The sequence below is a fragment of the Pseudoxanthomonas spadix genome (genome assembly GCF_003703395.1).
GTDB lineage: Bacteria > Pseudomonadota > Gammaproteobacteria > Xanthomonadales > Xanthomonadaceae > Pseudoxanthomonas_A > Pseudoxanthomonas_A spadix.
The window spans coordinates 1-21569 of record NZ_RDQN01000016.1 but is presented as its reverse complement, the minus strand read 5'-3'; the positions used below and the strand labels follow the sequence as shown (position 1 = coordinate 21569).

Genomic DNA, 21569 nt, shown 5'->3' with positions numbered 1-21569 from the left:
TATTTTGAAACAAAGTAGCGCCAATGTAGCGCCTGAAATGTCCCAGCCAATCAAGCCCGAATCGTTCCGCGAGCTGGTCGCGTCCGGCGCGGTGAAGTCCGTCACGATCCTGGGCCAGAAGGGCGGCTATGCCCTGCTGGCCAGCATCGGCATGCAACAGCGGCCGCTCGGCACTCGCAGCGGCGACGTGCGGATGTTCAGCACCGCTGACACCGCGCTCAAGCTGCTGCGCGAGCTGGGCGTGTACCACGTGAATGTGGACGTGACGCACTACCAAGCCGGTAGCTTGCGGCCGCCTCGGCCGGATACGGCGCAGAAGAATCGCGCAGCGAACGCGGCGCTAGAGCACGACAAGTGGTTCCGCGCTCAGGTGCGCCAAGCACGGGACGGCCTCGAGAATGGCACGGTGGAGCTGGTCGATAGCGAGGTGATGTGGGGACGCCTGCGGGCCAGAGCCCGTGAGCTGGACGCGAGCCAAGCCAGGCCCGCCAGCGAGCAGCGCCGGAAGGCGTAGGCGCCGTGGCGATCGCGTACAGCGGCAAAGCCGAGTCCGATCTGTTGGACATCCTGGAATACGGCCACACGGCATGGCCAGGCACCGCCGATGACTTCATGGGCCAGCTGCAACAGCGCATCGAGTCCACGCTGACCAGCCATCCCAACGCCGGCCGCACGGGGCGTGAACAAGGCACGCGCGAGTGGGTGCTGACTGGCACCCCGTACATCGTTGTGTACGTCAAGAGTGCAGCCGGCATCGAGGTGTGGCGTGTGCTGCACGGCGCGCAACAGTGGCCGCCGGTTGCCTAGGAGCCTGCCGGACTTCGGTTGGCCGGGCTGCGAACCCGGCGGTGCGGCCCCGATTCCCGCCACTGGATTCCCGTGCAATCAGCCGATGAGTCAATCGGCAGTTGGACGGCATGCTGATCGCAGCAATGGCGACGTCCAAGCCCTTCGATCGTCCTTGTTGGACGCAGTGCGCGCTACGCTGGCACGCTGGTAGTGTGTGTGCTCGCACCGCGCGGCTGTCCACCGCCGCCCACTGATCCACCGTACGCCAGCCTTGCCGGGCTTTGGACTTACACCAGCGGTGGACAGACGCAATCACAATGATTGACCAGTGTGAGGATTCGGGTCATGTGAGGATTCGGGTCAGGTCTTTCATTGTGCATTCTCCCCAGCAGGGATTCGGGTCAGGTCTTCCATTGTGCATTCTCCCCCGCCCTGACAATCCGGCTCACGGTCGAATAGTGCAAACCGAAGTACGCGCCGATCTCTTTCATGCTGTACCCGCCGCTGCGGTAGGCGGCAAGGATGGCCTCATCGCGATGCCTGTTCGCGGACGCGTATTGATCGTGCGGGGATTAGGGTCAGGTCTTCCATTGTGCATTCTCCCCCGCCCTGACAATCCGGCTCACGGTCGAATAGTGCAAACCGAAGTACGCGCCGATCTCTTTCATGCTGTACCCGCCGCTGCGGTAGGCGGCAAGGATGGCCTCATCGCGATGCCTGTTCGCGGACGCGTATTGATCGTGCGGGGATTAGGGTCAGGTCTTTCATTGTGCATTCTCCCCCGCCCTGACAATCCGGCTCACGGTCGAATAGTGCAAACCGAAGTACGCGCCGATCTCTTTCATGCTGTACCCGCCGCTGCGGTAGGCGGCAAGGATGGCCTCATCGCGATGCCTGTTCGCGGACGCGTATTGATCGAGCGGCTTGGGCGGCGGGCGACGTTGCGCCGCCGGAATCTCGTCCAGGTCCGCATCATCGTCCAGCTTCGCTTGCAGGGCCTCCACGAACGCATCGCTGCCCAGATACATCTGCTGCTTGAGTTCGCACCACGGCGACGGTTGTCCCCAGCCCTCGCTGACAAAGCGCCGATAGGCCTGTCGGGCGGGCCCGCGCCGGGCGCCAAACGCGGACAGCAGCCACTTCGCGTGCAGCCATGCGGGTTGGCCATTGCCATCGGCCGTGGCGCGGTAGCTGCTCCAGGGCCAGTCCCGGGCCGAGCGCACCATGCCGGCGCGCACCGGATTCAGCACGATGTAACGCGCCAGCTCCAGCAGGTAGCCGTCTTTCTGCACCAGAATGGCCTTGTAGCGCCCCTGGAAGACATGCCCCACGCGGCCATGCCGGCGATTGAAGCGTTGCGTATACACCCCGTTCAACTGGCGCATGCCCTGGCCCAGCGTGGGTGCGTTGGTCTCCACCAGCAGGTGGTAGTGATTGCTCATCAGGCAGTAGGCGTGACACACCCAGTTGAAGCGGTCGCAGACCTCGGCAAACACATCCAGGAAGCCCGCGCGGTCGGCGTCATCGAGATAGATGGCCTCGCGCCGATCACCCCGTGAAGTGATGTGATACAGCGCGCCTGCGAATTCGATGCGTAGCGGTCGAGCCATGCTCGGAACCTACGCCTTGCGCTCATCGAACGCAAGATGAAAGACCTGACCCTGAGTCTCCAGAAAGCATCGTGACTGAAGCCGCCCCCCACAGCAAAGCACGGTGAGCCAGGCGAAAACCTGCGCGGCCAGTTGGATCGGAATCCTGCACGATGCTGGTCGCAGGTGATGTGGCGGATGGCAGTCGCCCGCATGCTATCCTTGCAATCAGCCGAACTAAAAGGTTGCAATCAGCCGACCATGAAGGTTGCAATCAGCCTACACAGAAACTTGCAATGGGCCGATGCCTGAGCCTGCTCTCTACCCGCGGCTTGCCCAGCCGGTTCTCGTCGAGACCCTGGCCGACTCCCCGGTCGTGCTGATCCACGGGCCGCGACAGTGCGGCAAGACCACGCTGGCACAGGTGGTCGGCAACCCCATGGGTTATGCGTACATCAGCTTCGATGACGATGTAGCCCGCGCCGCCGCTGAGGCGGATCCGACTGGCTTCGTGGGCGATCTCCCGCCACGCGTGATCATGGACGAGGTGCAGCGCGTGCCGGCGCTGTTTGCCGCGTTGAAGGTGGCGGTGGACCGCGACCGCACGCCCGGACGCTTCCTGCTGACCGGGTCGGCCAACGTCTTGCTGCTGCCCACGCTGGCCGATTCGCTGGCTGGCCGTATGGCCATCCTGCGCCTGCATCCACTGGCACAATGCGAGTTGGATCGTCAGCCATCGCGATTCCTCGACACCTTGTTCGCCGCCGGCTTCAAGACCCGCACTTACCCACGCCTGGCTGATGAACTCGCCGCACGGATCGCCGCCGGCGGCTATCCCGCCGCGTTGGCGCGACCGCAAGGGCGCCGGCGCGCCGCCTGGTACCGCGACTACCTCGAAGCCATTGTGCAGCGCGACGTGCGCGACCTGGCCCGCATCAGCGCGCTGGAAGCGCTGCCACGCCTGCTGGCGTTGGCTGCGGCGCAAACGGCGCAATTGTTCAACCTGAGCGACCTGGCTGCTCCGTTCCAGCTCAGCCGCCCCACCATCGGTGATTACGTCACGCTGCTGGAGCGAGTGTTCTTGCTTGAGCGTCTGCCGCCATGGCACAGCAACCGGGTCAGCCGTCTGGTGAAAACACCCAAACTGCACATGGGCGATACCGGACTGGCCTGCGCATTGCTGGGCGTCGATGCCACCGCACTGGCGGCCGATCGCTCCTTGCTGGGGCACTTGCTGGAAACCTTCGTGTACCAGGAACTGCGCCGCCAGGCCAGTTGGCATGATCCCTCGCTCGCTTTTTACCACTACCGCGACAAGGACATGGCCGAAGTGGACATCGTCATCGAACAAGGCGCGCGCGCCGTGGCCGGCGTGGAAGTCAAGGCCTCGGCAACAGTCACAGCCAGCGACTTCCGCGGCCTGCGCAAGCTGCGCGACGCGGCAGGCAAGCGCTTCGCCGCTGGCGTGGTGCTGTACGACGGAGAAACCTGCGCCAGCTTTGGCGATGGCCTGTTTGCGGTGCCGTTGCGTGCGCTCTGGAAGAACAAATGATGGACTATCTGTTGCGCAGCGAGGGCTGCCGACGATGGCGATGAGCCGGCTGGTGGCGGCGCGCAAGCTGCAACGGGTGACACGCGGGGTGTACAGCCTGCCGCAGCGGGCGATAAGCGCGCAGCGTTCGCTGGCCGAGGTGGCGCTTCGCGTACCGCGGGGTGGTGTGCCTGCTGTCGGCGCTGTGCCTGCACGGGATCAGCGCCCAGGCACCGCTCGAGGTATGGCTGGCGATCCCGCAGACCATTCCGGCACCGCGACTGGGAAGCCCCGCGCTGCGGGTGGTGCGCAGGTCCGGTGCCGCGCCAAGCGCCTGATCAAGACGCCCAAGGTGCACCTGGTGGACAGCGGCCTGTGGCCACCCTTTCCGGCCTCACGGCCGAGGATGCGATTGCCCGACGCGAACGCTTCGGACATCTGCTGGAATCCTTCGTGGTTCAGCAGCTGCGCGCGCAAGCGGGCTGGACTGCGCCGGAGCTCAACTTCTGGCATTGCCGCGCCAAGGATCAGGTGGAAGTGGACCTGGTCGTCACCTGGGGCGCGATATCTGGGGCGTGGAAGTGAAGGCGACTGCCACCGTCGCGCCCGCCGACGGCCGCGGCCTGCGCCGGCTGGCCGAGCAGTGCGGCGATGCCTTCAAGGGCGGCGTGGTACTGCACGCAGGTGGCAGCACCATCAAGCGCGACGTCGATCATTGCCTGGCCGTGCCCCTGGCGCGGCTGTGCGGCATGTACGAGGTAGCCTCTTGCCCGAATGGCACTTACATAAGCGCAAAGCCATGTATTTCGTCATTCCTGCGAAAGCAGGAATCCAGTGACTTCGGCCTTTCGCGAGCTACCAGAGGCACCGGATCCTCGCTTTCGCGAGGATGACCAGCTCAAGTGCCATTCGTCTCTTGCCCAATCTCTACGTGCCGAACCTGCTTCGCGGCATCTTTGGTTTGGCAGTGGCCTTTCATCGTCTCAGGCACACCTCGGGGTCACCATTTCGCCGTCGGGGTCCATAGGAACGCGACAGCCTTCCCGGCCACGCCGCCCCGCGAACACGTTCGAGATGACATAATCCCCCCCACTGGCAGTTGGTAAACGTCGCCCTTCTCGCGAGAGGGTTCGGAAAAACGGAGCAATGCAGTGAGCAAGAGTCTGACCATCGCCGAACAGTGTCGGGGTGCACAGCACGTCACGTCGAACCGCGGCGCCGGCAGCGCCGCCCCGATCGAGGCGCCGAGCAGCGACATGACCCTGCCCTCGCACACCCGCTTCGTCGGCCTGGCCGCCGGCAAGTCCAACCGTCCCGACCTGCAGGGCGCCAGGCGTGCGGTCTCCGGCGGCCGCGGGGTGGGTTCGAAGGAGAACTTCGAGATCATCCACAAGCTGGCCGACAAGCTCGGCGCCGCGGTCGGTGCCTCACGCGCGGCGGTGGACGCCGGCTACGTGCCGAACGAGCTGCAGGTCGGACAGACCGGCAAGATCATCGCGCCCGAGCTGTACATGGCCATCGGCATCTCCGGCGCCATCCAGCATTTGACCGGGATCAAGGACGCCGGCACCATCGTGGCGATCAACAAGGACCCCGACGCGCCGATCTTCGAGATTGCCGATATCGGGCTGGTGGGGGACTTGTTCCAGCTGCTGCCGGAGCTGGAAGCGGCGCTGTCCTGAGCGTGTGGTGCCTGCCCGCGGCGCGGCGTGACGCCATCATGATCAGTCTAGCTCGCCCTGCCCCGCCAACGGGGGCGTGCGCGTGGCGCAAGGTGGGGGACTGGCAGAGCAGCCCCCCCACCGCGCTCGTCCTGCGCAGCAGGCCAGTGGCTTCCCGCGAGTCTTGTGCCCCCTCATGATTATCGGCTCCGGCCTTCTGGCTCGCGCGTTTGCGCCCCATTTCCACAACGCGCAAGACGTCACGCTGTTTGCGTCGGGCGTGTCCAACTCCAGTGAGTCCTCGCTAGAGGCCTTCGCTCGGGAGCGCGAACTTCTGCAGGCTGCCATTGCCGCCGGTCCGGCGCGCCTGGTGTACTTCGGCAGTTGCAATGTCGCCAATCCTGCACAGTTGAGCACCTACTTTGAGCACAAGCGGGCCATGGAGCGGCTGGTGACGGCCATCCCGGGTGGACTGGTGCTGCGTCTTCCCCAGGTGGTCGGCCATACCCCGAACCCGCACACGCTGACCAATTTCCTGCGCGACCGTATCGTGGCCGGGGAGCCGTTCACGATCTGGACCCGGGCCCAGCGCAACCTGATCGATATCGATGACGTGGTGGCCATCGGCACCTGGTTGATCCTCAATGCACCAGCCGACGAGCGCTGTGTCTCCATCGCCACGCCCCATTCGCGCTCCATGCCGCAGATCGTGCGCCTTTTTGAGGACACCCTTGGGCGCAAGGCCAAGGTCAGCGAAGAGGATCGTGGCGACCAGATGCACGTGGACATCGCCCGTGCCTCGCAGGTCGCCGCGTTGCTCGGCCTGAACATGGACCGCGAGGACTACACTGCCTCGCTCATCGAAAAATACTACGCCCCGACGCCATGAATCCTGCCGTCTCCGTCGTCATCCCCGTCTACGGGAGTGCCACCATCCTACCCAGCTTGGCCGAGCGCCTTGAGAAGTCGCTTTCCGCCTGCGTCGGCCCAGATGCCTTCGAGGTGGTCCTGGTCCACGACCGCGGCCCCGACAATGCCTGGGCCGTGATCGAGGCGCTTGGCCAGAGCCGGCCTTGGTTGCGTGCGATCGAGCTGCGCAAGAACGCCGGCCAGCACAACGCCATCATGGCCGGGCTGAGCGTGGCGCGTGGCCGCTCCATCGTCACCATGGACGACGATCTGCAGCACGACCCCGACGACATCCCGCGCATCCTCGAGGCCCTCGAGCACGCCGACCTGTGCTACGTGCAGTTCGAGTCGCGCCAACACGTAGTGTGGAAACGACTGGGGAGCGCGTTCAACGATCTAGTGGCCAGCCGCCTGCTGAAGAAGCCGCGCGGGCTGTATCTGTCTCCCTTCCGCGGCTTCCGTCGGGAGATCCGCGATGAGGCTACCCGCTACGAAGGACCGTTTGTCTATCTGGATGGCCTGTTGCTGCAAAGCACCAGCGACATCACCACCATCGTGGCCAGGCACCATGCCCGTGGCGACGGCAAGTCGGGTTACGGCCTGCGCAAGTCGATCTCGCTGTGGCTGCAGATGGCCACCAGCTTCTCGATCGCGCCGCTGCGCCTGGTGTCCTTCGCCGGCATCGCCGCGTCGATCATTGCCTTTCTATTGGCCACGGTGGTCGCGGTGGGCAAGGTGATGACGCCGGACATGGCGGTGGGATGGCCATCGCTCATCGTCACGGTGCTGTTCGTCGGTGGCATGCAGCTGCTTGCGCTGGGGGCGATCGGCGAATACACCGGACGCATCCTGCTCAATGTCAACAAGCGGCCGCAGTTCGTGATCGGCAAGAAGGTCAATCTCGACGGGCCCGAGCCAGACCAGGCCAGTTGAGAAGAACGAGCGTGCGCCTCACATCCGGCGTTTCAACCAGGCATAGGCCAGGCGCCGAGTATGGGCCATCGCCCAGGCGCGCCCGTTACCCACCGCCAGCTCGAACGAGGTCAACAGGCCCGGATGCTGTCGATGCAGCTCCCGATGGAAACCGATCGCTTGCTCGGCCTGCTGCCGGGTCAGTTTCACGCTCCACTGGGTCGCGCTGATGCGAAAGCTCGCCAGAGTCTGGCGCAAGGCGACCACCTGACCTTGCAGCATCACCCGCGTGTAGCTGGCCTGGTCGATCAGGTACGGGAAACGGCTGTCCCACCCTCCCTGCCGCTCGAACACATCGCGCCGCATCAGCACGCAGCCCGGCTCGCCGAAGATGTTCGTTCCGGCCAGCACCGAGGCACGCACGGCCTGGCGTCCTTCCACCACGCCTTGCAGACCTGCCAGTCCCCGCCCACGCATGATCACTCGGCCCGAGGCATCGATCAGGTCGCGCTGGCAGGACACGGCCGTGACCCCCGGATGGGCATCAAAGGCCGCCACCTGCAATCGCAGCGCCTGCGGCGCGAGCAGGTCATCGCCGCAGACCAGCTTGATGAACTCGCCCCGCGCATGCGCGCTGACTCTGGACCAGTTCGCAGGGGCGCCACCGCCTGCAGGCGTCGGCGGCAGGATGCGCACGCGCGGGTCCGACGCGTAACGGTCAATGACCGCCTGGGTGCCATCGGCGGATGAGTGGTCGGCGATGACCAGTTCGAAATCGCCGTAGTCCTGCGCCAGGATGGCGTCGAGCGTGGCCGCAATGAACGCAGCGTTGTTGTACGCGGGAACCACGACCGACACACGCGGCACCGATGCCGGGACAGTACTCAATGAAGGCTACCTGCGAAAGGAAAAATACTTGTGCCCAAAATAGTTGAATAGGACGACCAACCCTGTGATCCCCACCTGTGTCGGAATGGGAGGCAGGCGCATGAAGTCGGCAAGGAGCACCAACAGGCCGGCATTGATAGCGAGACTTGCAACATTGACCGAGCAAAATCGGACAAAGTCACGCCACCCATTTCCCTTGATCCGGAAAACCAGTTTCCGATAGACAAAAAAGACCAGCACGACCGAAGCGACCCACGCCAGCAACAAGCTGACAACCGCTGGAACCTGCGGCCCCAGCAGCAGCACCAGGCCTGCATAGAGAAGCGTGCTGAACAACGTATTCCCGCCCCCCACGATCAGGAACAGGATGCGCTGGTCGCGGACCAGCCGCTGAAGCGGACCGGATGCGCCGGGGGACATCCAGTCGAGGCGGCTCATGGCTGGACCTGGATCGCCGGACAGGCAAACGAAAGCGGACCCACCAGCGCACCAAGCCTGCGCTGGTCAGCGCCCAGTCCCAGCGCGGAAGGCTGGGTGGCCTTGTCGGTCACGAGCGTCAATTGCAGGGGCCTTCCGGAAAGGGCCACGTCCAGCGTCGCACGCTCGCCCGGCGCGAGGCGGACCGACTGGACATCGCGCCCTTCGGACCTCGCCACGAGCTGGCGCTCGGGAAATCCTGGTGGAATGTAGAGGTCGGCCCTGAGATTGCATGGACAAGCCGGCACCAGCAGCTGCGCCTCGAGTCCGATCCATCGTCCCTGCGGTTCTTCTGCAAACCATCCTTGCGCGAACCGCAACGCCGCAGGCTCGCACCGCCGCTGGCCCAGGCCGTGGAACGGCCCAAGATGCTCTTCCTGCATGACCATGCCTGCCGCGCGGGCGTCCTGGAGCGGCGCCTGCAGCAGCGACGCCGCCTCTGGATCAGGAACGCCCGCCAACAAGGCTTGCTTCATGCCCCGGAACACGTCGGCACGATAGGGCGCCGTACGCCACTCATTGCGATGGATCTGGGCCTGCAGGCCAAGCGTCAGGACCAAACCCGTCGTTATGGCCATTGCCGCCGCCCGGCCGCCACGCGGCCCCACCAGGACAAGGAGCAGCCACGCAAGTCCGATCGGGAAGAGCACCAGGTCCAGGTAGTACCGCGATGCCATGACGCCATCAAGCCCGTCGCCTGCGCGCCCGATCGCCAGGGACAGCGAGGTCACTCCGGCATAGGCGAGCAGTGCAAGCGGCACGGTATCGCTCAGGCAAACATGCTTCCACGCCATCACCGCGACGCTGCACAGGGCGACCACCAACATCGCAAGCCCCGTCGCCTGGATCCAGCCAGGCGACAGGTTCCAGGCGCCGGCCAGCCCCGGAGGGAGCACCGAGGATCCCAGCGAGGCGGCGACCAAGGGAAGCAGTTCGCCCGGGGATACGCCCGACCCAGCCTTCACCAACTCGCCCCGGCCGCGGCCCAGCAGGCTGACCGCCACGTAGACGGCCAACGAAAGCCAGAGCAGCAGAACGGGCCGCACCATGCCTCGCCCATCGTCGGCGCGCCTTCGCCAGAATCCGGCCCCGGCCAGGACCTGAAGCGTGGCGCCGAGCACGAATGCCCCCCCCCAGCCCATCGTCACCATGAGGACCAGTATCGGGCCCATCAGCGAGAGCGCCAGGCCCAGCCAGCTGCCACCCCGGCCGGCGCCGACCAGGCCCACGTAGCGAGAGTGCAGGACGTAGTACAGAACGATCAGTCCATTCTTGATCCAGAGCGAAAGGCCAAGATCCAGCGTGAACAGCTCGTATCCCGCACCGCTGAAAAGCTGCACGGGGATCAGGACGAGGAAGATCACCCATGCAAAGCGCCATCCGGCGCGGATGGTCGGTCCCGCCGTTTTCCGATAATCAGCAACCACGTCAAGCCCGATCAGCAGCGCGACCAAGGCGATGGCAAGCGTTGTCAGGCGATTGGCCCAGAGCGCGTTGTAATGAAGGAGCTCGACGTTTGCGTAGATCAAAAACTGATTAATCAGCCCCTGGTGCGCGCTGCCCAGGCCCCACAGCTCCGGCAGCGAGACACGCCCTTGCTCCCAACCAGCCAGAAGGGCAAGCACGCGCAGCGTGTCCATGTATGGAACATCGGGCATCGCACGCTGCAGATACAACACGTGCAGGCAGCAGAACGCCGCCACACAGATCGCCAACAGAATGGCCATGGCACGCGCAGCCTGGGCCGCCGGGGCTGGGGCCGGGTCCATGCCGGAGGCGCGAGCTTCCTCAATCATGTCCAGCCCCCTCCGATCCCGCCTGGTGCAGCGAAGCGTGCAACACCCGCCACAGGGCCGGCACAGAATAATTGTTGGCGATAAAGGCGATGGAAGCCCTGGACACTGCTTGCCATCGCCCGTCATCGACCAGCAGGCTCGAAATCTCCTCCGCGAGCACGGCAGGATCTTCCGAGTGCGGCAGAAATTCAGCAGCCGCAAGCCCTTGCACCCCAACCGGCGTGGTCACCATCGGCAGCCCATGGCGCATGCTTTCAAGCACCTTGCCCTTCATGCCGCCGCCAAAGCGCAAAGGCGCCGTGGCCACTCTGCATTGCGCATAGTAGGCGGCCAGGACCTCATCGCTCACATATCCTGAGACGTGGACGTGATCACAGGCCAGGGCTTGCACCTCTGGCGCCGGATTGGAACCGACCAGGTGCAACTGCACCGCAGGGTGGCGCTGGCGCACCAGGGGAAGAATCTCGTGCACCAGCCAGCGCGCGGCATCGACATTGGGTGGATGCCCGAAGCCTGCGACAAAGAGGATGTCGCGGCGCGAGGAGAGCGCTTCACCGGGATCTGCCGTGACTTCCGAGTATCCATAGAGCGGGACGGTCATTGCATGGGCGCAAGCCCCGTGCTCCTGCAGCCAGGCCGCGACGAAGGCGGCTTCCTCATCGGACGGATACAGCACCACGTCCGCTGCCGCCCACATCTGCAGCTCCTGCTGGCGCACCCGCTCCATCTCTTCCTGCAATTTTGGGTCGGGCAACAGGCGCAACTGCTGCTGCATGCGCAGATGGTGGATATCGTGCCCGTAATAGATCAGCCGCCCATCGCAGTGCGCGCGCACCGCATCCAGGCATTCCACTGAAATATGCGGACGATTCAGGATGACCGCCTTTATGTATGTGCCGTTTTCCTGCATCCAGCGATCGAACTTACCCACATGTTCGCCGCCGTGGATGACCTCAACGCCCATGGCCTGCAAGGCCGGCGTGTAAAGCGGGTCGTAGTAGAGGTTGGCCGGCCAGAACTTGACGTTGAAACCATGCGTGACAAGAAGCTCGATAACCTGCATGGTGGCACGTGAACCTGCGTCCCGGTCCGGCTGCGGCACGTAATGATCCACGACGAGTACTGTCTGGCCGCGGAACTGCGCGCGATCGCGCGCGAGAAACACGTGTTCGGCATTGGGGAAGTGGCCGCTTTCCAGCACGCCCCGCCAGCGCTCCATGAACTTCTCGGCGTTGATCTTTTGATAGGCCTTGATCCCGGCAGCCTCGTCGGTTCCGTTGGAAACGCCCTCGAAGTGCACGACGACCGAAGCCGGCTGCAGATACGCCTGCCACCCGGCTTCCCGGACACGGAAAGCAAGATCGGTGTCCTCATAGTAGGCAGGGACGTAGCGCTCGTCGAATCCATCCAGCGCTTCCCACACCGTGCGCGGCAGCATGATGGAGGCGCCCGACACATAATCGACCTGCTTGAGGTAGCCGTATTGCGGGCGGCCGGGATCATCCAGCCGCCCGAAATTCCAGGCGCTGCCATCCTTCCATACGATGCCGCCGGCTTCCTGCAGGCGTCCGTCCGGATAGACCAGCTTGGAGCCCACCAGGCCGGCGTCGGCTTTGCTTGCAAACACCTCAAGCAATGCATCCAGCCAGCCGTGCGTGACCTGCGTGTCATTGTTGAGCAGGTAGACGTAACGCCCCCTGGAAAGGGCCACGGCGGCATTGCACGAGCGCAGGAATCCCAGGTTGGTCTGGTTACGGTGATAAACCAGTCCTGGAACCTCGGCAAGCCGCTCGATGGCGCTGTCCCCGGAGGCATCCTCGATGACGACCACTTCGACGGAGGCCACCGGCAGGTGCTCGGCAATGGAGCGCAGGCATTGCGTGGTGTAAGGCAGGTTTCCATAGGCTGGAATGATGATGGATACATCCGGCGAAGGCGCCACGGAAAATTCCAGACCGGCAAGATCGACATCACCCTGCGCATCGGGGGCTTCCACGCGCAGCATCGGAGCACGCTGGGCTTCCATCACCATGCGCTTGCCCCACGGCCGCAGGAACGACAGTGCAGGGCTGTTGGCCCAGCGGCTGCCGCGTGCGGCATGTGCCAGCGCCGCCCAGTCCCCACGCAGCGCCCTTGAAAGCCCGCGGACTGGCTTGGTCCAGCGCCACGAATGCGACTGCAGCACTTGCGCCAGAACGCCTTCGACGTGCGCAAGGTGCTGCTGCTGGGACCTGAGTGCCTCTTCGCGCAGGTTCAGTTGCGCTTGCAGCGAATCAATGTCCTGGGCAGCGTGCTCTGAAGCCTCAGAATGCCTTTGCTGCAACGCCTGCAGCGACTGCACCATGGACATCAGGTCCTGACGCAACGCCTGCGCCTCCTGCTCCCGCGTCTGCGCCAGCTCTGCAGCTTCGCGAGCTTCACCAGCGCTGATCGCCAGCGCCTCCCGCAGCGACTGTGCCTCCCCTTCAAGCCCACGCGCCCATGCGGTGCGCTGTTCCAGTTCACCGTTAACGCGGTCCAGCTCGCGGCCGGCTTGTTGGAGCTGCAGGTCAAGGGCCTGCACCTGCGCCTGCGAATCGGTGTGCAGGCGCTGCAGCTGGATCTTTTCCTCCCTCAGGGCCTGCACTTGGGCATCGAGATTGCGCGCCCACAGGGTGCGTTCCTCAAGCTCCAGATCAGCCTGATGGGCACGGCTCGCCATTGCCTCCCGCAGTGACTGGGCCTCCCCTTCAAGCCCACGCGCCCATGCGGTGCGCTGTTCCAGTTCACCGTTAACGCGGTCCAGCTCGCGGCCGGCTTGTTGGAGCTGCAGGTCAAGGGCCTGCACCTGCGCCTGCGAATCGGTGTGCAGGCGCTGCAGCTGGATTTTTTCCTCCCTCAGGGCCTGCACTTGGGCATCGAGATTGCGCGCCCACAGGGTACGTTCCTCAAGCTCCAGATCAGCCTGATGGGCACGGCTCGCCATTGCCTCCCGCAGTGACTGGGCCTCCCCTTCAAGCCCACGCGCCCATGCGGTGCGCTGTTCCAGTTCACCGTTAACGCGGTCCAGCTCGCGGCCGGCTTGTTGGAGCTGCAGGTCAAGGGCCTGCACCTGCGCCTGCGAATCGGTGTGCAGGCGCTGCAGCTGGATTTTTTCCTCCCTCAGGGCCTGTACCTGGGCCTCCAGGTTGCGCGCCCACAGGGTGCGTTCCTCAAGCTCCAGATCAGCCTGGTGGGCGCGGCTCGCCAGCGCCTCCCGCAGTGACTGGGCTTCCTCTTCAAGCCCGCGCGCCCACGCGGTGCGTTCGGACAGCAGCGCCTCCAATTCGGCGTTCCGCTGGGCGGAGCGGCCCAGTTCGTCCTCCAGGCCCTTGGCCCACTCGGCGCGCTCGTCCAGTTCCAATTGTTGCTTGGCAATCAGGTCCCGGGCCGGGCCAAGCTCTGCATCTAGGCGCAAAGCCCACGCCACAGCATCTTGATGCTCACGCTGCGTCGCCCCCACAAGCGCCCGGGTCTGTTCCAGCTCGGCATCGACCTTCTGCGCCCAGCGGGCGACTTCCTTATGGTGTGCGTACAGATCGACGGTCTTATCGATATACAGGGAAGCGGGCATCTCCGGAATCAACGTGGCATCGGCGGCGCAGATTGCAAGAAAGTACATGATGCGATTTGCTTCGACCGTCCCTTCGGCCACGCCCTCAGGCGAAGACGTGAACGCCTCATACGAGGTCCGCTCACCCTGAACCGGTAGCACCAACGATCCAGACGCCATGCGCTGACCGTAGTAATTGACCGCAGGGAATTCACGGCCAAGCAATTCCGCGAATTCATCGAAATACAACTCCCTTACGTGGAACTCATTGGCGTAGTTGCGATCGTCCGAATAGACAGCCCGGTTTGGCGAAGACATGATCAGGATACCGTCGGGCTTGAGCACCCTGCGCAGCTCCGCCAGCATTTCCTCCTGCTCCATCAGGTGCTCCACCGTCTCGAACGACACGATCACCTCAAAAGTGTCTGCTTCGAACGGAATGGACGTAGCGCTGGCCACGTGGAAATCCACATTTCCGACGCCGCTATAAGTCTTTCGCGCATGGGCAATCGCCTCAGGCGAGATGTCGACCCCAGACACCCGGGCCGCCGTGCCGGCAAGGAGTGCGGACCCATAACCTTCGCCGCAGGCGATATCCAGGACCTTTCGCCCCCTGACCACTTCGCGGCACCACGCATAGCGGTGCCAATGCTCGTAAGCCAGTTCGCCAGACTCGCTAGGGACGAAGCGTTCACCGGTGAAGTCGATCATGGTGCTTCCACTTGGGCTTCAATGGCCAGCATGGGTAGGCCAACCAGTCCGTGGCGCATCGTCTCGTCGATCGCCCGGAACTCCAAGGCGTCATGAATCCAGTGCTGCTGGGTATGCTCGTGCTGATCACCGCATGCCACTGCCGCGTCGATCATGTACGAACCTGAGGGCATGATCGGCATGCGGAAGGTGAAGCTCGCACGCAAATGCTGGCCTTTTTCTCCGGACAGGGGAGAGTTCCGATAGCTGAAGAAGGTGTTGTCACCAAAGAGCCGCTGGCCCAGCCGGTCCTTCACGTAGAACCCGACGATCAGATCGCGCATGGACTGCAGCAACTCCACGGTCACCTGCAGCCGGACCAACTCGCCGCCTTCAGATACAGCCAAGCGCTGCCCTTCGAGATCGAGCAGGCAGACATCGATGATATGCGCCCCCCTGGCGCCGAACTCGGTGCCTACATTATCCGGATTGAACTCGAACAGCGCGATGCGATTGCATACTCCAGCATCACGCATCGCATCGAGTCTGACGTCTTTCACATCCTCGGAGAGCAAGCGCGCCGCCTTGACCTTGATGTCAAGGTGCTCGCCAGCTTCGCGCCTAGCGGCGATGTGCTGCTCAGTCATATAGGCCTCGATGACCTCCTGGGAGCTGCCAACAAGTCGGATTCGCCCATTTTCAAGCCAGACAGCGCGCTCGCACAGATTGGCTACTGCTGCCGCGTCGTGACTGACAAACAACAAGGTTCCCTTGCGCTGAAAATCACGCAGAAAGCGCATGCACTTCTGCGAGAAGAACGCATCGCCGACCGCCAGCGCCTCATCGATGATCAGGATGTCTGCGTCCACGTGAACTATAACGGCGAAAGCAAGCCGGACCGACATGCCGCTCGAATAGCTGCGTACCGGCTGATCGATGAACTCACCGATGTCCGCAAACTCCAGAATGCCTTGCATCCGCGCGTCAATCTGTTCGCGCTTCAAACCATGAATGGCAGCATTGAGGTAGACATTCTCGCGCCCGGTGAACTCTGGGTTGAAGCCGCTTCCCAGTTCAAGCAGCGCCGCTACGCGCCCCTTGACAGAAATTGCGCCCTGGGTCGGATTGAGCGTGCCTGCAATCATCTGCAACAACGTGGACTTACCCGACCCATTGCGCCCGACGATGCCAACGGTTTCCCCACGGCGGATGTCGAAACTGATGTCCTGCAGCGCCCAAAAGTCCTTGTAGAACGTCTTGCGCTTGCCAAGCAGTGCCTGCCACAGTCGATGCGCCGGCCGCTCATACATGTGATAGGACTTGCCGACCCCTTTGATCGAGATTGCCAGATCACCCTGCGCGATGGACGAATCAGAGCACATCGGCGAAGCCCACACGCAACTTCTGGAAGACCGAGTACCCCAAGACCGCAACCCCGCAAGCCACGAGCGAGTACATACCCAGTCCCGCCCAATCTGGAACACGACCCCAGATGACGACCTCGCGCACTTGGTCGATGACGAAAGTCAGGGGATTAAGCTCGAACACCGCCCGATAGCTTTCCGGAACCGCTTCAACGGGGATGATGGCTGACGAAAGAAACAACATCGCCGCGGCAATGACGCCGGCGATCTGATCAATGTCCCGCAAGTAGACCCCGAGTGCGGACACCATCCAACTCACTCCGACTGTGAGGATAACCAGAGGCAGCAGCACCATCGGTAGCAGCAGCGCAGTCATATGCAGTTGGCCTCCCCAGAACCACTGCAACGCCAACAGCACCAAGATGTTCATCAGCAGGTGGAAAGAGGCTGAGAACGCCATGCTCCAAGCCAGGATGTCGAGAGGGAAGACAACGCGCTTGACATAGGCCGCGTTTCCAACGATCAGCTTGGGGGCTCGCGTGAAGCATTCTGCAAAGAAGCCATGCACGGTCAGGCCGGCGAACAGGATCAGTGCGAACTCCGAGGTCGACCCGCTCGTATTCGGCCAGCGACTCTTCATGATGAATCCGAACGCCAGCGTATAAACCAGCAGCATCAGGAACGGACTGATCAGAGACCACAGCAGGCCAAAGCTCGCTCCACGATAGCGGCCCAAGATTTCACGCTGTGTTAATTCGAAGGCCAGCGAACGGTGGCGACCGAATACCGACAGCAGACTCACCGTGAAGCCTCCTCCATAAGCGCCCCATCCATGTCTGCCCGCAGGTCATCCAACGCCTCCACCCCCACACTCAACCGCACCAGCCCATCGCTGATGCCAAGCCGCGCGCGGCGTTCAGCGGGAATGGAGGCATGGGTCATCAGCGCGGGCACGTTGACCAGGCTTTCCACGCCGCCCAGGGATTCGGCCAGGGTGAACAATTTCGTTTCCTCGCAAAAGGTCTTGGCGGCAGCTGCGCCGCCCTTGAGTTCGAAGGAGATGATGCCGCCGAAGCCGGTCATCTGCCTGGCAGCCAGTGCATGCTGCGGGTGCGAGGCCAGGCCGGGGTAGATCACTTTCGACACGGCCGGCTGGGTTTCCAGCCACTGCGCCAGCGCCAGGGCGTTGTCGCAGTGCGCCTGCATGCGCAGGTGCAGGGTCTTGAGGCCGCGCAGCGCCAGGAAGCTGTCGAACGGGCCCTGGACGGCCCCCGCGGAGTTTTGCAGGAAGGCGAGGCGTTCGGCCAGTTCGGCGTCCGCGCCGACCACGGCGATGCCGCCGACCATGTCCGAGTGGCCGTTGAGGTATTTGGTGGCCGAATGCACCACGATGTCGGCGCCCAGCGACAAGGGCCGCTGCAGCATCGGTGAGGCGAAGGTGTTGTCCACCACCACCCGCAGGCCGTGCTTGCGCGCGATCGCGGCGATCGCGGCGATGTCCACGATCTTCAGCATCGGGTTGGTCGGGGTCTCGATCCAGACCATCTTTGTCTTCGACGTGATCGCCGCTTCGAACGCACCAGGGTCGGTCAGGTCGATGAAGCTGAAATCCAGCCCGGCGCTGCGCCTGCGCACCCGCTCGAACAATCGGTAGCTGCCGCCGTACAGGTCGTCCATGGCGATCACGTGATCGCCGCTGTCCAGCAGCTCCAGCACGGTCGCGGTGGCGGCCATGCCTGAGGCAAATGCGAAAGCGCGGCTGCCGCCTTCCAGCGCGGCCACGCAGCGCTCGTAGGCAAAGCGGGTCGGGTTCTGGGTGCGGCTGTATTCGAAGCCGGTATGCTCGCCGGGACTGCGCTGGGCGTAGGTCGAGGTGGCATAGATGGGCGGCATCACCGCCCCGGTGCTCGGATCGGGGGACTGCCCGCCATGGATGGCGAGCGTCGCCAGCGCCAGGGGACGCGCGCCTTCCTGGCTGCGATTGCTTGGGTCCGACATGACGACTTCCGGGAAAGAGGGGGAGGATTCTAGCAGCGGGGTGGCTGAACGGACCTGTGAGGATGGTGATGCCGACTTCGGCCGCGTGGACCTGCATCGGCTCCAGGGACGGTGACCCGCATACGCTGGGCGCACGTCTCCATCCGCTCCAGGAACTGCCCGCGATCCATCACGATCGCCACCCCGCCGCGGTCGAACACCGGCAGCTCCGCATCGATCGGCGACGTCACGTCCACATCAGTCCGGCGCATCGAGGTCATCGTAGTACGCCAGTGCTGGCAGGTTGCGCTGTTGATGGATGATGCGCAGCACGACCAGCGCATTGTCCGCAGTTGAAATGCGCTTGTAGAAAACGACATGCCTGGCGCAGCTGAGCGAGCGCATTCCTTCGGCGAACAGGCTACGGTCGCGCCCACGCTCGGGAGCTTGATCGATGCGCTCGAAGGCGGCAACAATCTGGCGATAGTCGGCCAACCACTGCGTCCGCCCCCATTGCTTCACCGTATGGCTGCGAATGTCTTCGAGGTCGGCTCGCACCAGGCGGGAAAGCCGCATGGGTCAGCCTTGACGCTCGAACGCTTCCGGCTCGAAGGCATACGCATCGAACGGCTCGAAATGCCCTGCTTCGGCATCGGCCACGGCGCGCTCCAGGTCGGCTTTGAGCGCATAGAACTGGCGTGCGCCGTCCTTTTCCATCAACAGGCGAAGGCCGGCACGGACGACCTCGCTGAGATTGGCGTAAGCCCCGGACGCGATCTGTCCGCGCACATACTCATGCATGGGGCCGGTCAGATGAATGTTCGGCATGGAATACGCCACTGTGTATGCTGGATCGTGGCAGTTTCTGACATACCCGGCACGCATGCAACCCTGGATTCCACTTGGGTCAGGCCGCTTGCTCCATCGGCCCGGGCCCCTTCCCCCGCAAGCGGGAGAAGGCGAAAGGTTCTACTGCACGCGCCGGCGCAGATAGTTCAGCAGGTCGATGCGGGTGATCAGGCCCAGGAACCTGTCGCTCGTCCGATCGGTGACGATGGCCACCTGGCCGCGGTCGAACACCGGCAGCAGCGCCTCGATCGGCGAGGCCACGTCCAGCTGTTCCAGCTTGCTGACCATCGCGGTGGCCACCGGGTCGCCGAAGCGCGCCTCGTCGCCGTACACGTGCAGCAGCACGTCGGACTCGTCGATGATGCCGACCAGCTTCTCGCCATCCATCACCGGCAGCTGCGAGACGTCGTAGAGCTTCATGCGCTGGTAGGCGGTGGTCAGCAGGTCGGTCGGGGCGACCACCACCGTGTCCTTCTGGCTGTACGGACGCAGGATCAGGTCGCGCAGGTCGCCGTGCTGCGGGCGTTCGATGAAGCCGTTGTCCAGCATCCAGTAGTCGTTGTACATCTTGGACAGGTACTTGTTGCCGGTGTCGCAGACCAACACCAGCACGCGCTTGGGCGCGGTCTGCTCGCGGCAGTAGCGCAGCGCTGCGGCCAGCAGCGTGCCGGTCGAGGAGCCACCGAGGATGCCTTCCTTGGCCAGCAGCTCGCGCGCGGTCAAAAAGCTCTCCTTGTCCGGGATCGCGTAGGCCTTGCTGACCCGGGAAAAATCCGAGATCGGCGGCAGGAAATCCTCGCCGATGCCTTCCACCAGCCAGCTGCCGGACTTCTGGCTCAGCGTGCCCTGGTTGATGTACTCGGCCAGGATCGAACCGACCGGGTCGGCCAGCACCAGCTCGGTATGCGGCGAGGCGGTGGCGAAGGCGCGCGACAGGCCGGTCATGGTGCCCGAGCTGCCGCAACCGAAGACGATGGCGTCCAGCGGGCCGTCCATCTGCGCCAGGATCTCCGGGCCCGTGCCGAACTCATGCGCGGCCGGATTGTCCGGGTTGCCGAACTGGTTGATGAAGTAGGCGTCCGGGGTCTGGCTGGCGATGCGCGCGGCCAGGTCCTGGTAGTACTCGGGGTGGCCCTTGGCCACGTCCGAGCGGGTCAGCAGCACCTCGGCGCCCATCGCCTTGAGGTTGAAGATCTTCTCCCGGCTCATCTTGTCCGGGACCACCAGGATCAGGCGGTAGCCCTTCTGCTGGGCCACCAGCGCCAGCCCCAGGCCGGTGTTGCCGGCGGTGCCTTCCACCAGTGTGTCGCCAGGCTTGATCTGGCCGCGCGCTTCGGCCGCGGTGATCATCGACAGGCCGATGCGGTCCTTGATCGAGCCGCCCGGGTTGGCGCTCTCAAGCTTCAGGTACAGCGCGCACGGACCGGTGTCCAGGTGCTGCGCCTTGACGATGGGGGTGTGGCCGATCAGGTCGAGGACCGAGGAATGGATCGCCATGCGGGAGGTCAGCTCGTCGTTCGGGATCAGCGATTATGGCATTGCGGCGCGCGAGGCCTGCCCAGACGCAGCGGCCGCTCAGCACTTACAGACGACAACGGCGGCCCGGGGGCCGCCGTTGGCGATGGCTGCAAATTGCGCGGGTGCCGGCATCCGACGAGGAAGCGCCGCCACCGGCGACGGTGAACTCAGTGCGGTGCGGCGTCGTACTTGCGCAGCAGGCGCTGTTTGGCCAGGAGCTTCTCGCGTTTCATCTGTCCAAGCCTGGTTTCGTCAATCGGCAGGACGCCCAGTTCGGCGTCGGTGACCTTCTTGTCGAGCTTGCGGTGGCGCTCGTAGAGCTGCTTGAACTCGGGGTCGGCCTTGATCATTGCCTCGATTTCGGACTGTGGTTGCCCTTCGAACATGGGAGTCTCCTTCAGTTGAAATGCGAACGCCCCGGCCGGTTCAAAGGCACGGGGCGCGGCGTGGGGAAGCACCGGATAGCGGACCGACGCCCGGCATGGGCGTGCACGGCTGGCGGGGTGGGGGTCGGGTATCGGCTGCATGGGCTCGGCGTCTTCCGTCAGTCCAGGCGGGTAGTGGTGACCAGCCTGGGAATACGACCCTACTCCTGCCCCGGGGGGCCGACAAGGGTTCACGGCGCCATTCGCGCCGCGAACCGACGAGCTGCGCAGCCGGTTTCGGCCGGACCGCGAAGGCGACCACAGAAAACGAATAACTTCCTGATATTTAAATTGAATTTCAGGAAGGCCAGCGTTCTCTTTCGAGCAGGCCTGCCTGCAAAGAGGGGGCTTTTCGCTGGAGGCCTGGCACGGCGCCATCGGCTCGGAATGTCGAGGGCCATCGACCGCATGTTGCCATTCGCTCGGGAGCGACGACGAAAACGCGGGGCTTGCCGTCGGCTTGGGAACGTGCCGCCGTTCATCACCTGGGCTGGCCTCGATGCCCCCTCACCCCGGCCCTCTCCCCCGTGAGCGGGGGAGAGGGGGCAGGCGCGGCAAACGGGTAGCCGTCTGCGGGGGTTGCCATCGCTCGGGAGCGACGACGAAAACGCGGGGCTTGCCGT

21 protein-coding genes and 1 pseudogene are annotated in these 21569 nt (G+C 64.1%); 8 read left to right on the top strand and 14 right to left on the bottom strand.

Annotation, left to right across the window (positions count from 1 at the left end; translation table 11 throughout):
* Window positions 1-37: 37 nt before the first annotated feature.
* Both D9R12_RS14965 and D9R12_RS14960 read left to right on the top strand, forming a co-directional pair.
* Window positions 38-514 carry a hypothetical protein gene (locus D9R12_RS14965; RefSeq protein WP_014159332.1) on the top strand — a complete coding sequence of 159 codons (477 nt, stop codon included), beginning with the start codon at window positions 38-40 and terminating at the stop codon, window positions 512-514.
* A 5-nt stretch (window positions 515-519) separates the two neighbouring features.
* Window positions 520-807 carry a type II toxin-antitoxin system RelE/ParE family toxin gene (locus tag D9R12_RS14960; protein WP_122231613.1) on the top strand — a complete coding sequence of 96 codons (288 nt, stop codon included), beginning with the start codon at window positions 520-522 and terminating at the stop codon, window positions 805-807.
* Window positions 808-1190: 383 nt separating this feature from the next.
* On the opposite strand, the gene D9R12_RS16305 is transcribed toward D9R12_RS14960, so the two are convergent.
* The 3 genes from D9R12_RS16305 to D9R12_RS14945 all read right to left on the bottom strand — a co-directional run bounded on the left by D9R12_RS16305 (window position 1191) and on the right by D9R12_RS14945 (window position 2399).
* The gene (locus tag D9R12_RS16305) at window positions 1191-1313 is read right to left on the bottom strand and encodes a MarR family winged helix-turn-helix transcriptional regulator (RefSeq protein WP_122231611.1); all 123 of its coding nucleotides are present in this window, start codon (window positions 1311-1313) and stop codon (window positions 1191-1193) included.
* Window positions 1314-1367: 54 nt separating this feature from the next.
* Window positions 1368-1490: a MarR family winged helix-turn-helix transcriptional regulator gene (locus tag D9R12_RS16300; protein ID WP_122231611.1), complete on the bottom strand. Its 123-nt coding sequence runs from the start codon at window positions 1488-1490 to the stop codon at window positions 1368-1370.
* Between the two features lie 63 nt (window positions 1491-1553).
* A complete protein-coding gene (locus tag D9R12_RS14945) occupies window positions 1554-2399 on the bottom strand; it encodes an REP-associated tyrosine transposase (RefSeq protein WP_122231609.1) in 846 nt (281 codons plus the stop codon).
* A 283-nt stretch (window positions 2400-2682) separates the two neighbouring features.
* Here D9R12_RS14945 and D9R12_RS14940 point away from each other — a divergent pair, with 283 nt between their 5' ends.
* The 6 genes and pseudogenes from D9R12_RS14940 to D9R12_RS14920 all read left to right on the top strand — a co-directional run bounded on the left by D9R12_RS14940 (window position 2683) and on the right by D9R12_RS14920 (window position 7412).
* Entirely contained in the window at window positions 2683-3930 is a 1248-nt protein-coding gene (locus D9R12_RS14940; protein WP_122231607.1) for an ATP-binding protein, read from the top strand.
* A gap of 354 nt (window positions 3931-4284) precedes the next feature.
* The gene (locus tag D9R12_RS15955) at window positions 4285-4494 is read left to right on the top strand and encodes a DUF4143 domain-containing protein (protein WP_210538869.1); all 210 of its coding nucleotides are present in this window, start codon (window positions 4285-4287) and stop codon (window positions 4492-4494) included.
* Complete coding sequence (locus tag D9R12_RS15950; protein ID WP_210538871.1) at window positions 4485-4802, top strand: hypothetical protein; 318 nt, start codon at window positions 4485-4487, stop codon at window positions 4800-4802. Before D9R12_RS15955 ends, D9R12_RS15950 begins: the two co-directional genes overlap by 10 nt.
* Before the next feature lie 324 nt (window positions 4803-5126).
* A pseudogene (locus D9R12_RS14930) lies at window positions 5127-5591 on the top strand (electron transfer flavoprotein subunit alpha/FixB family protein); the annotation flags it as partial.
* A 175-nt stretch (window positions 5592-5766) separates the two neighbouring features.
* The gene (locus D9R12_RS14925; RefSeq protein ID WP_122231603.1) at window positions 5767-6459 is read left to right on the top strand and encodes an NAD-dependent epimerase/dehydratase family protein; all 693 of its coding nucleotides are present in this window, start codon (window positions 5767-5769) and stop codon (window positions 6457-6459) included.
* Window positions 6456-7412 (top strand): glycosyltransferase, encoded by a 957-nt coding sequence (locus tag D9R12_RS14920; protein WP_122231601.1) that lies wholly within the window; start codon window positions 6456-6458, stop codon window positions 7410-7412. Before D9R12_RS14925 ends, D9R12_RS14920 begins: the two co-directional genes overlap by 4 nt.
* Window positions 7413-7430: 18 nt before the next feature.
* On the opposite strand, the gene D9R12_RS14915 is transcribed toward D9R12_RS14920, so the two are convergent.
* From D9R12_RS14915 to D9R12_RS14865, 11 genes are all read right to left on the bottom strand, one after another.
* Entirely contained in the window at window positions 7431-8279 is an 849-nt protein-coding gene (locus D9R12_RS14915; protein WP_244671871.1) for a glycosyltransferase family A protein, read from the bottom strand.
* 6 nt (window positions 8280-8285) lie between these two features.
* Window positions 8286-8717 carry a GtrA family protein gene (locus D9R12_RS14910; protein WP_122231597.1) on the bottom strand — a complete coding sequence of 144 codons (432 nt, stop codon included), beginning with the start codon at window positions 8715-8717 and terminating at the stop codon, window positions 8286-8288.
* On the bottom strand, window positions 8714-10483 hold the full coding sequence (locus D9R12_RS14905) for a hypothetical protein (protein ID WP_147475110.1): 1770 nt from the start codon (window positions 10481-10483) through the stop codon (window positions 8714-8716). Before D9R12_RS14905 ends, D9R12_RS14910 begins: the two co-directional genes overlap by 4 nt.
* Before the next feature lie 61 nt (window positions 10484-10544).
* A complete protein-coding gene (locus D9R12_RS14900; protein ID WP_122231593.1) occupies window positions 10545-14834 on the bottom strand; it encodes a glycosyltransferase in 4290 nt (1429 codons plus the stop codon).
* Entirely contained in the window at window positions 14831-16195 is a 1365-nt protein-coding gene (locus D9R12_RS14895; protein WP_122231591.1) for an ABC transporter ATP-binding protein, read from the bottom strand. The genes D9R12_RS14900 and D9R12_RS14895 overlap by 4 nt, the downstream gene beginning before the upstream one ends.
* On the bottom strand, window positions 16185-16979 hold the full coding sequence (locus D9R12_RS14890) for an ABC transporter permease (protein WP_122231589.1): 795 nt from the start codon (window positions 16977-16979) through the stop codon (window positions 16185-16187). The genes D9R12_RS14895 and D9R12_RS14890 overlap by 11 nt, the downstream gene beginning before the upstream one ends.
* A complete protein-coding gene (locus tag D9R12_RS14885) occupies window positions 16976-18175 on the bottom strand; it encodes a cystathionine gamma-synthase (RefSeq protein WP_122231587.1) in 1200 nt (399 codons plus the stop codon). The genes D9R12_RS14890 and D9R12_RS14885 overlap by 4 nt, the downstream gene beginning before the upstream one ends.
* Window positions 18176-18412: 237 nt before the next feature.
* Entirely contained in the window at window positions 18413-18730 is a 318-nt protein-coding gene (locus D9R12_RS14880) for a type II toxin-antitoxin system RelE/ParE family toxin (RefSeq protein WP_122231585.1), read from the bottom strand.
* A 3-nt stretch (window positions 18731-18733) separates the two neighbouring features.
* Complete coding sequence (locus D9R12_RS14875; RefSeq protein WP_122231583.1) at window positions 18734-18982, bottom strand: type II toxin-antitoxin system ParD family antitoxin; 249 nt, start codon at window positions 18980-18982, stop codon at window positions 18734-18736.
* A 141-nt stretch (window positions 18983-19123) separates the two neighbouring features.
* Complete coding sequence (locus tag D9R12_RS14870; RefSeq protein ID WP_122231581.1) at window positions 19124-20500, bottom strand: pyridoxal-phosphate dependent enzyme; 1377 nt, start codon at window positions 20498-20500, stop codon at window positions 19124-19126.
* Between the two features lie 188 nt (window positions 20501-20688).
* Window positions 20689-20907 (bottom strand): HP1242/YdcH family protein, encoded by a 219-nt coding sequence (locus tag D9R12_RS14865; protein ID WP_122231579.1) that lies wholly within the window; start codon window positions 20905-20907, stop codon window positions 20689-20691.
* Between the last annotated feature and the right edge of the window lie 662 nt (window positions 20908-21569).

Bases quoted from the DNA above. Each gene is read 5' to 3' on its own strand.
- D9R12_RS14965 (WP_014159332.1), top strand. From the start codon at position 38: ATGTCCCAGCCAATCAAGCCCGAATCGTTCCGCGAGCTGGTCGCGTCC.
- D9R12_RS14945 (WP_122231609.1), bottom strand. From the start codon at position 2,399: ATGGCTCGACCGCTACGCATCGAATTCGCAGGCGCGCTGTATCACATC.
- D9R12_RS14940 (WP_122231607.1), top strand. From the start codon at position 2,683: ATGCCTGAGCCTGCTCTCTACCCGCGGCTTGCCCAGCCGGTTCTCGTC.
- D9R12_RS14925 (WP_122231603.1), top strand. From the start codon at position 5,767: ATGATTATCGGCTCCGGCCTTCTGGCTCGCGCGTTTGCGCCCCATTTC.
- D9R12_RS14920 (WP_122231601.1), top strand. From the start codon at position 6,456: ATGAATCCTGCCGTCTCCGTCGTCATCCCCGTCTACGGGAGTGCCACC.
- D9R12_RS14910 (WP_122231597.1), bottom strand. From the start codon at position 8,717: ATGAGCCGCCTCGACTGGATGTCCCCCGGCGCATCCGGTCCGCTTCAG.
- D9R12_RS14905 (WP_147475110.1), bottom strand. From the start codon at position 10,483: ATGGCCATTCTGTTGGCGATCTGTGTGGCGGCGTTCTGCTGCCTGCAC.
- D9R12_RS14900 (WP_122231593.1), bottom strand. From the start codon at position 14,834: ATGATCGACTTCACCGGTGAACGCTTCGTCCCTAGCGAGTCTGGCGAA.
- D9R12_RS14895 (WP_122231591.1), bottom strand. From the start codon at position 16,195: ATGTGCTCTGATTCGTCCATCGCGCAGGGTGATCTGGCAATCTCGATC.
- D9R12_RS14885 (WP_122231587.1), bottom strand. From the start codon at position 18,175: ATGTCGGACCCAAGCAATCGCAGCCAGGAAGGCGCGCGTCCCCTGGCG.
- D9R12_RS14880 (WP_122231585.1), bottom strand. From the start codon at position 18,730: ATGCGGCTTTCCCGCCTGGTGCGAGCCGACCTCGAAGACATTCGCAGC.
- D9R12_RS14875 (WP_122231583.1), bottom strand. From the start codon at position 18,982: ATGCCGAACATTCATCTGACCGGCCCCATGCATGAGTATGTGCGCGGA.
- D9R12_RS14870 (WP_122231581.1), bottom strand. From the start codon at position 20,500: ATGGCGATCCATTCCTCGGTCCTCGACCTGATCGGCCACACCCCCATC.
- D9R12_RS14865 (WP_122231579.1), bottom strand. From the start codon at position 20,907: ATGTTCGAAGGGCAACCACAGTCCGAAATCGAGGCAATGATCAAGGCC.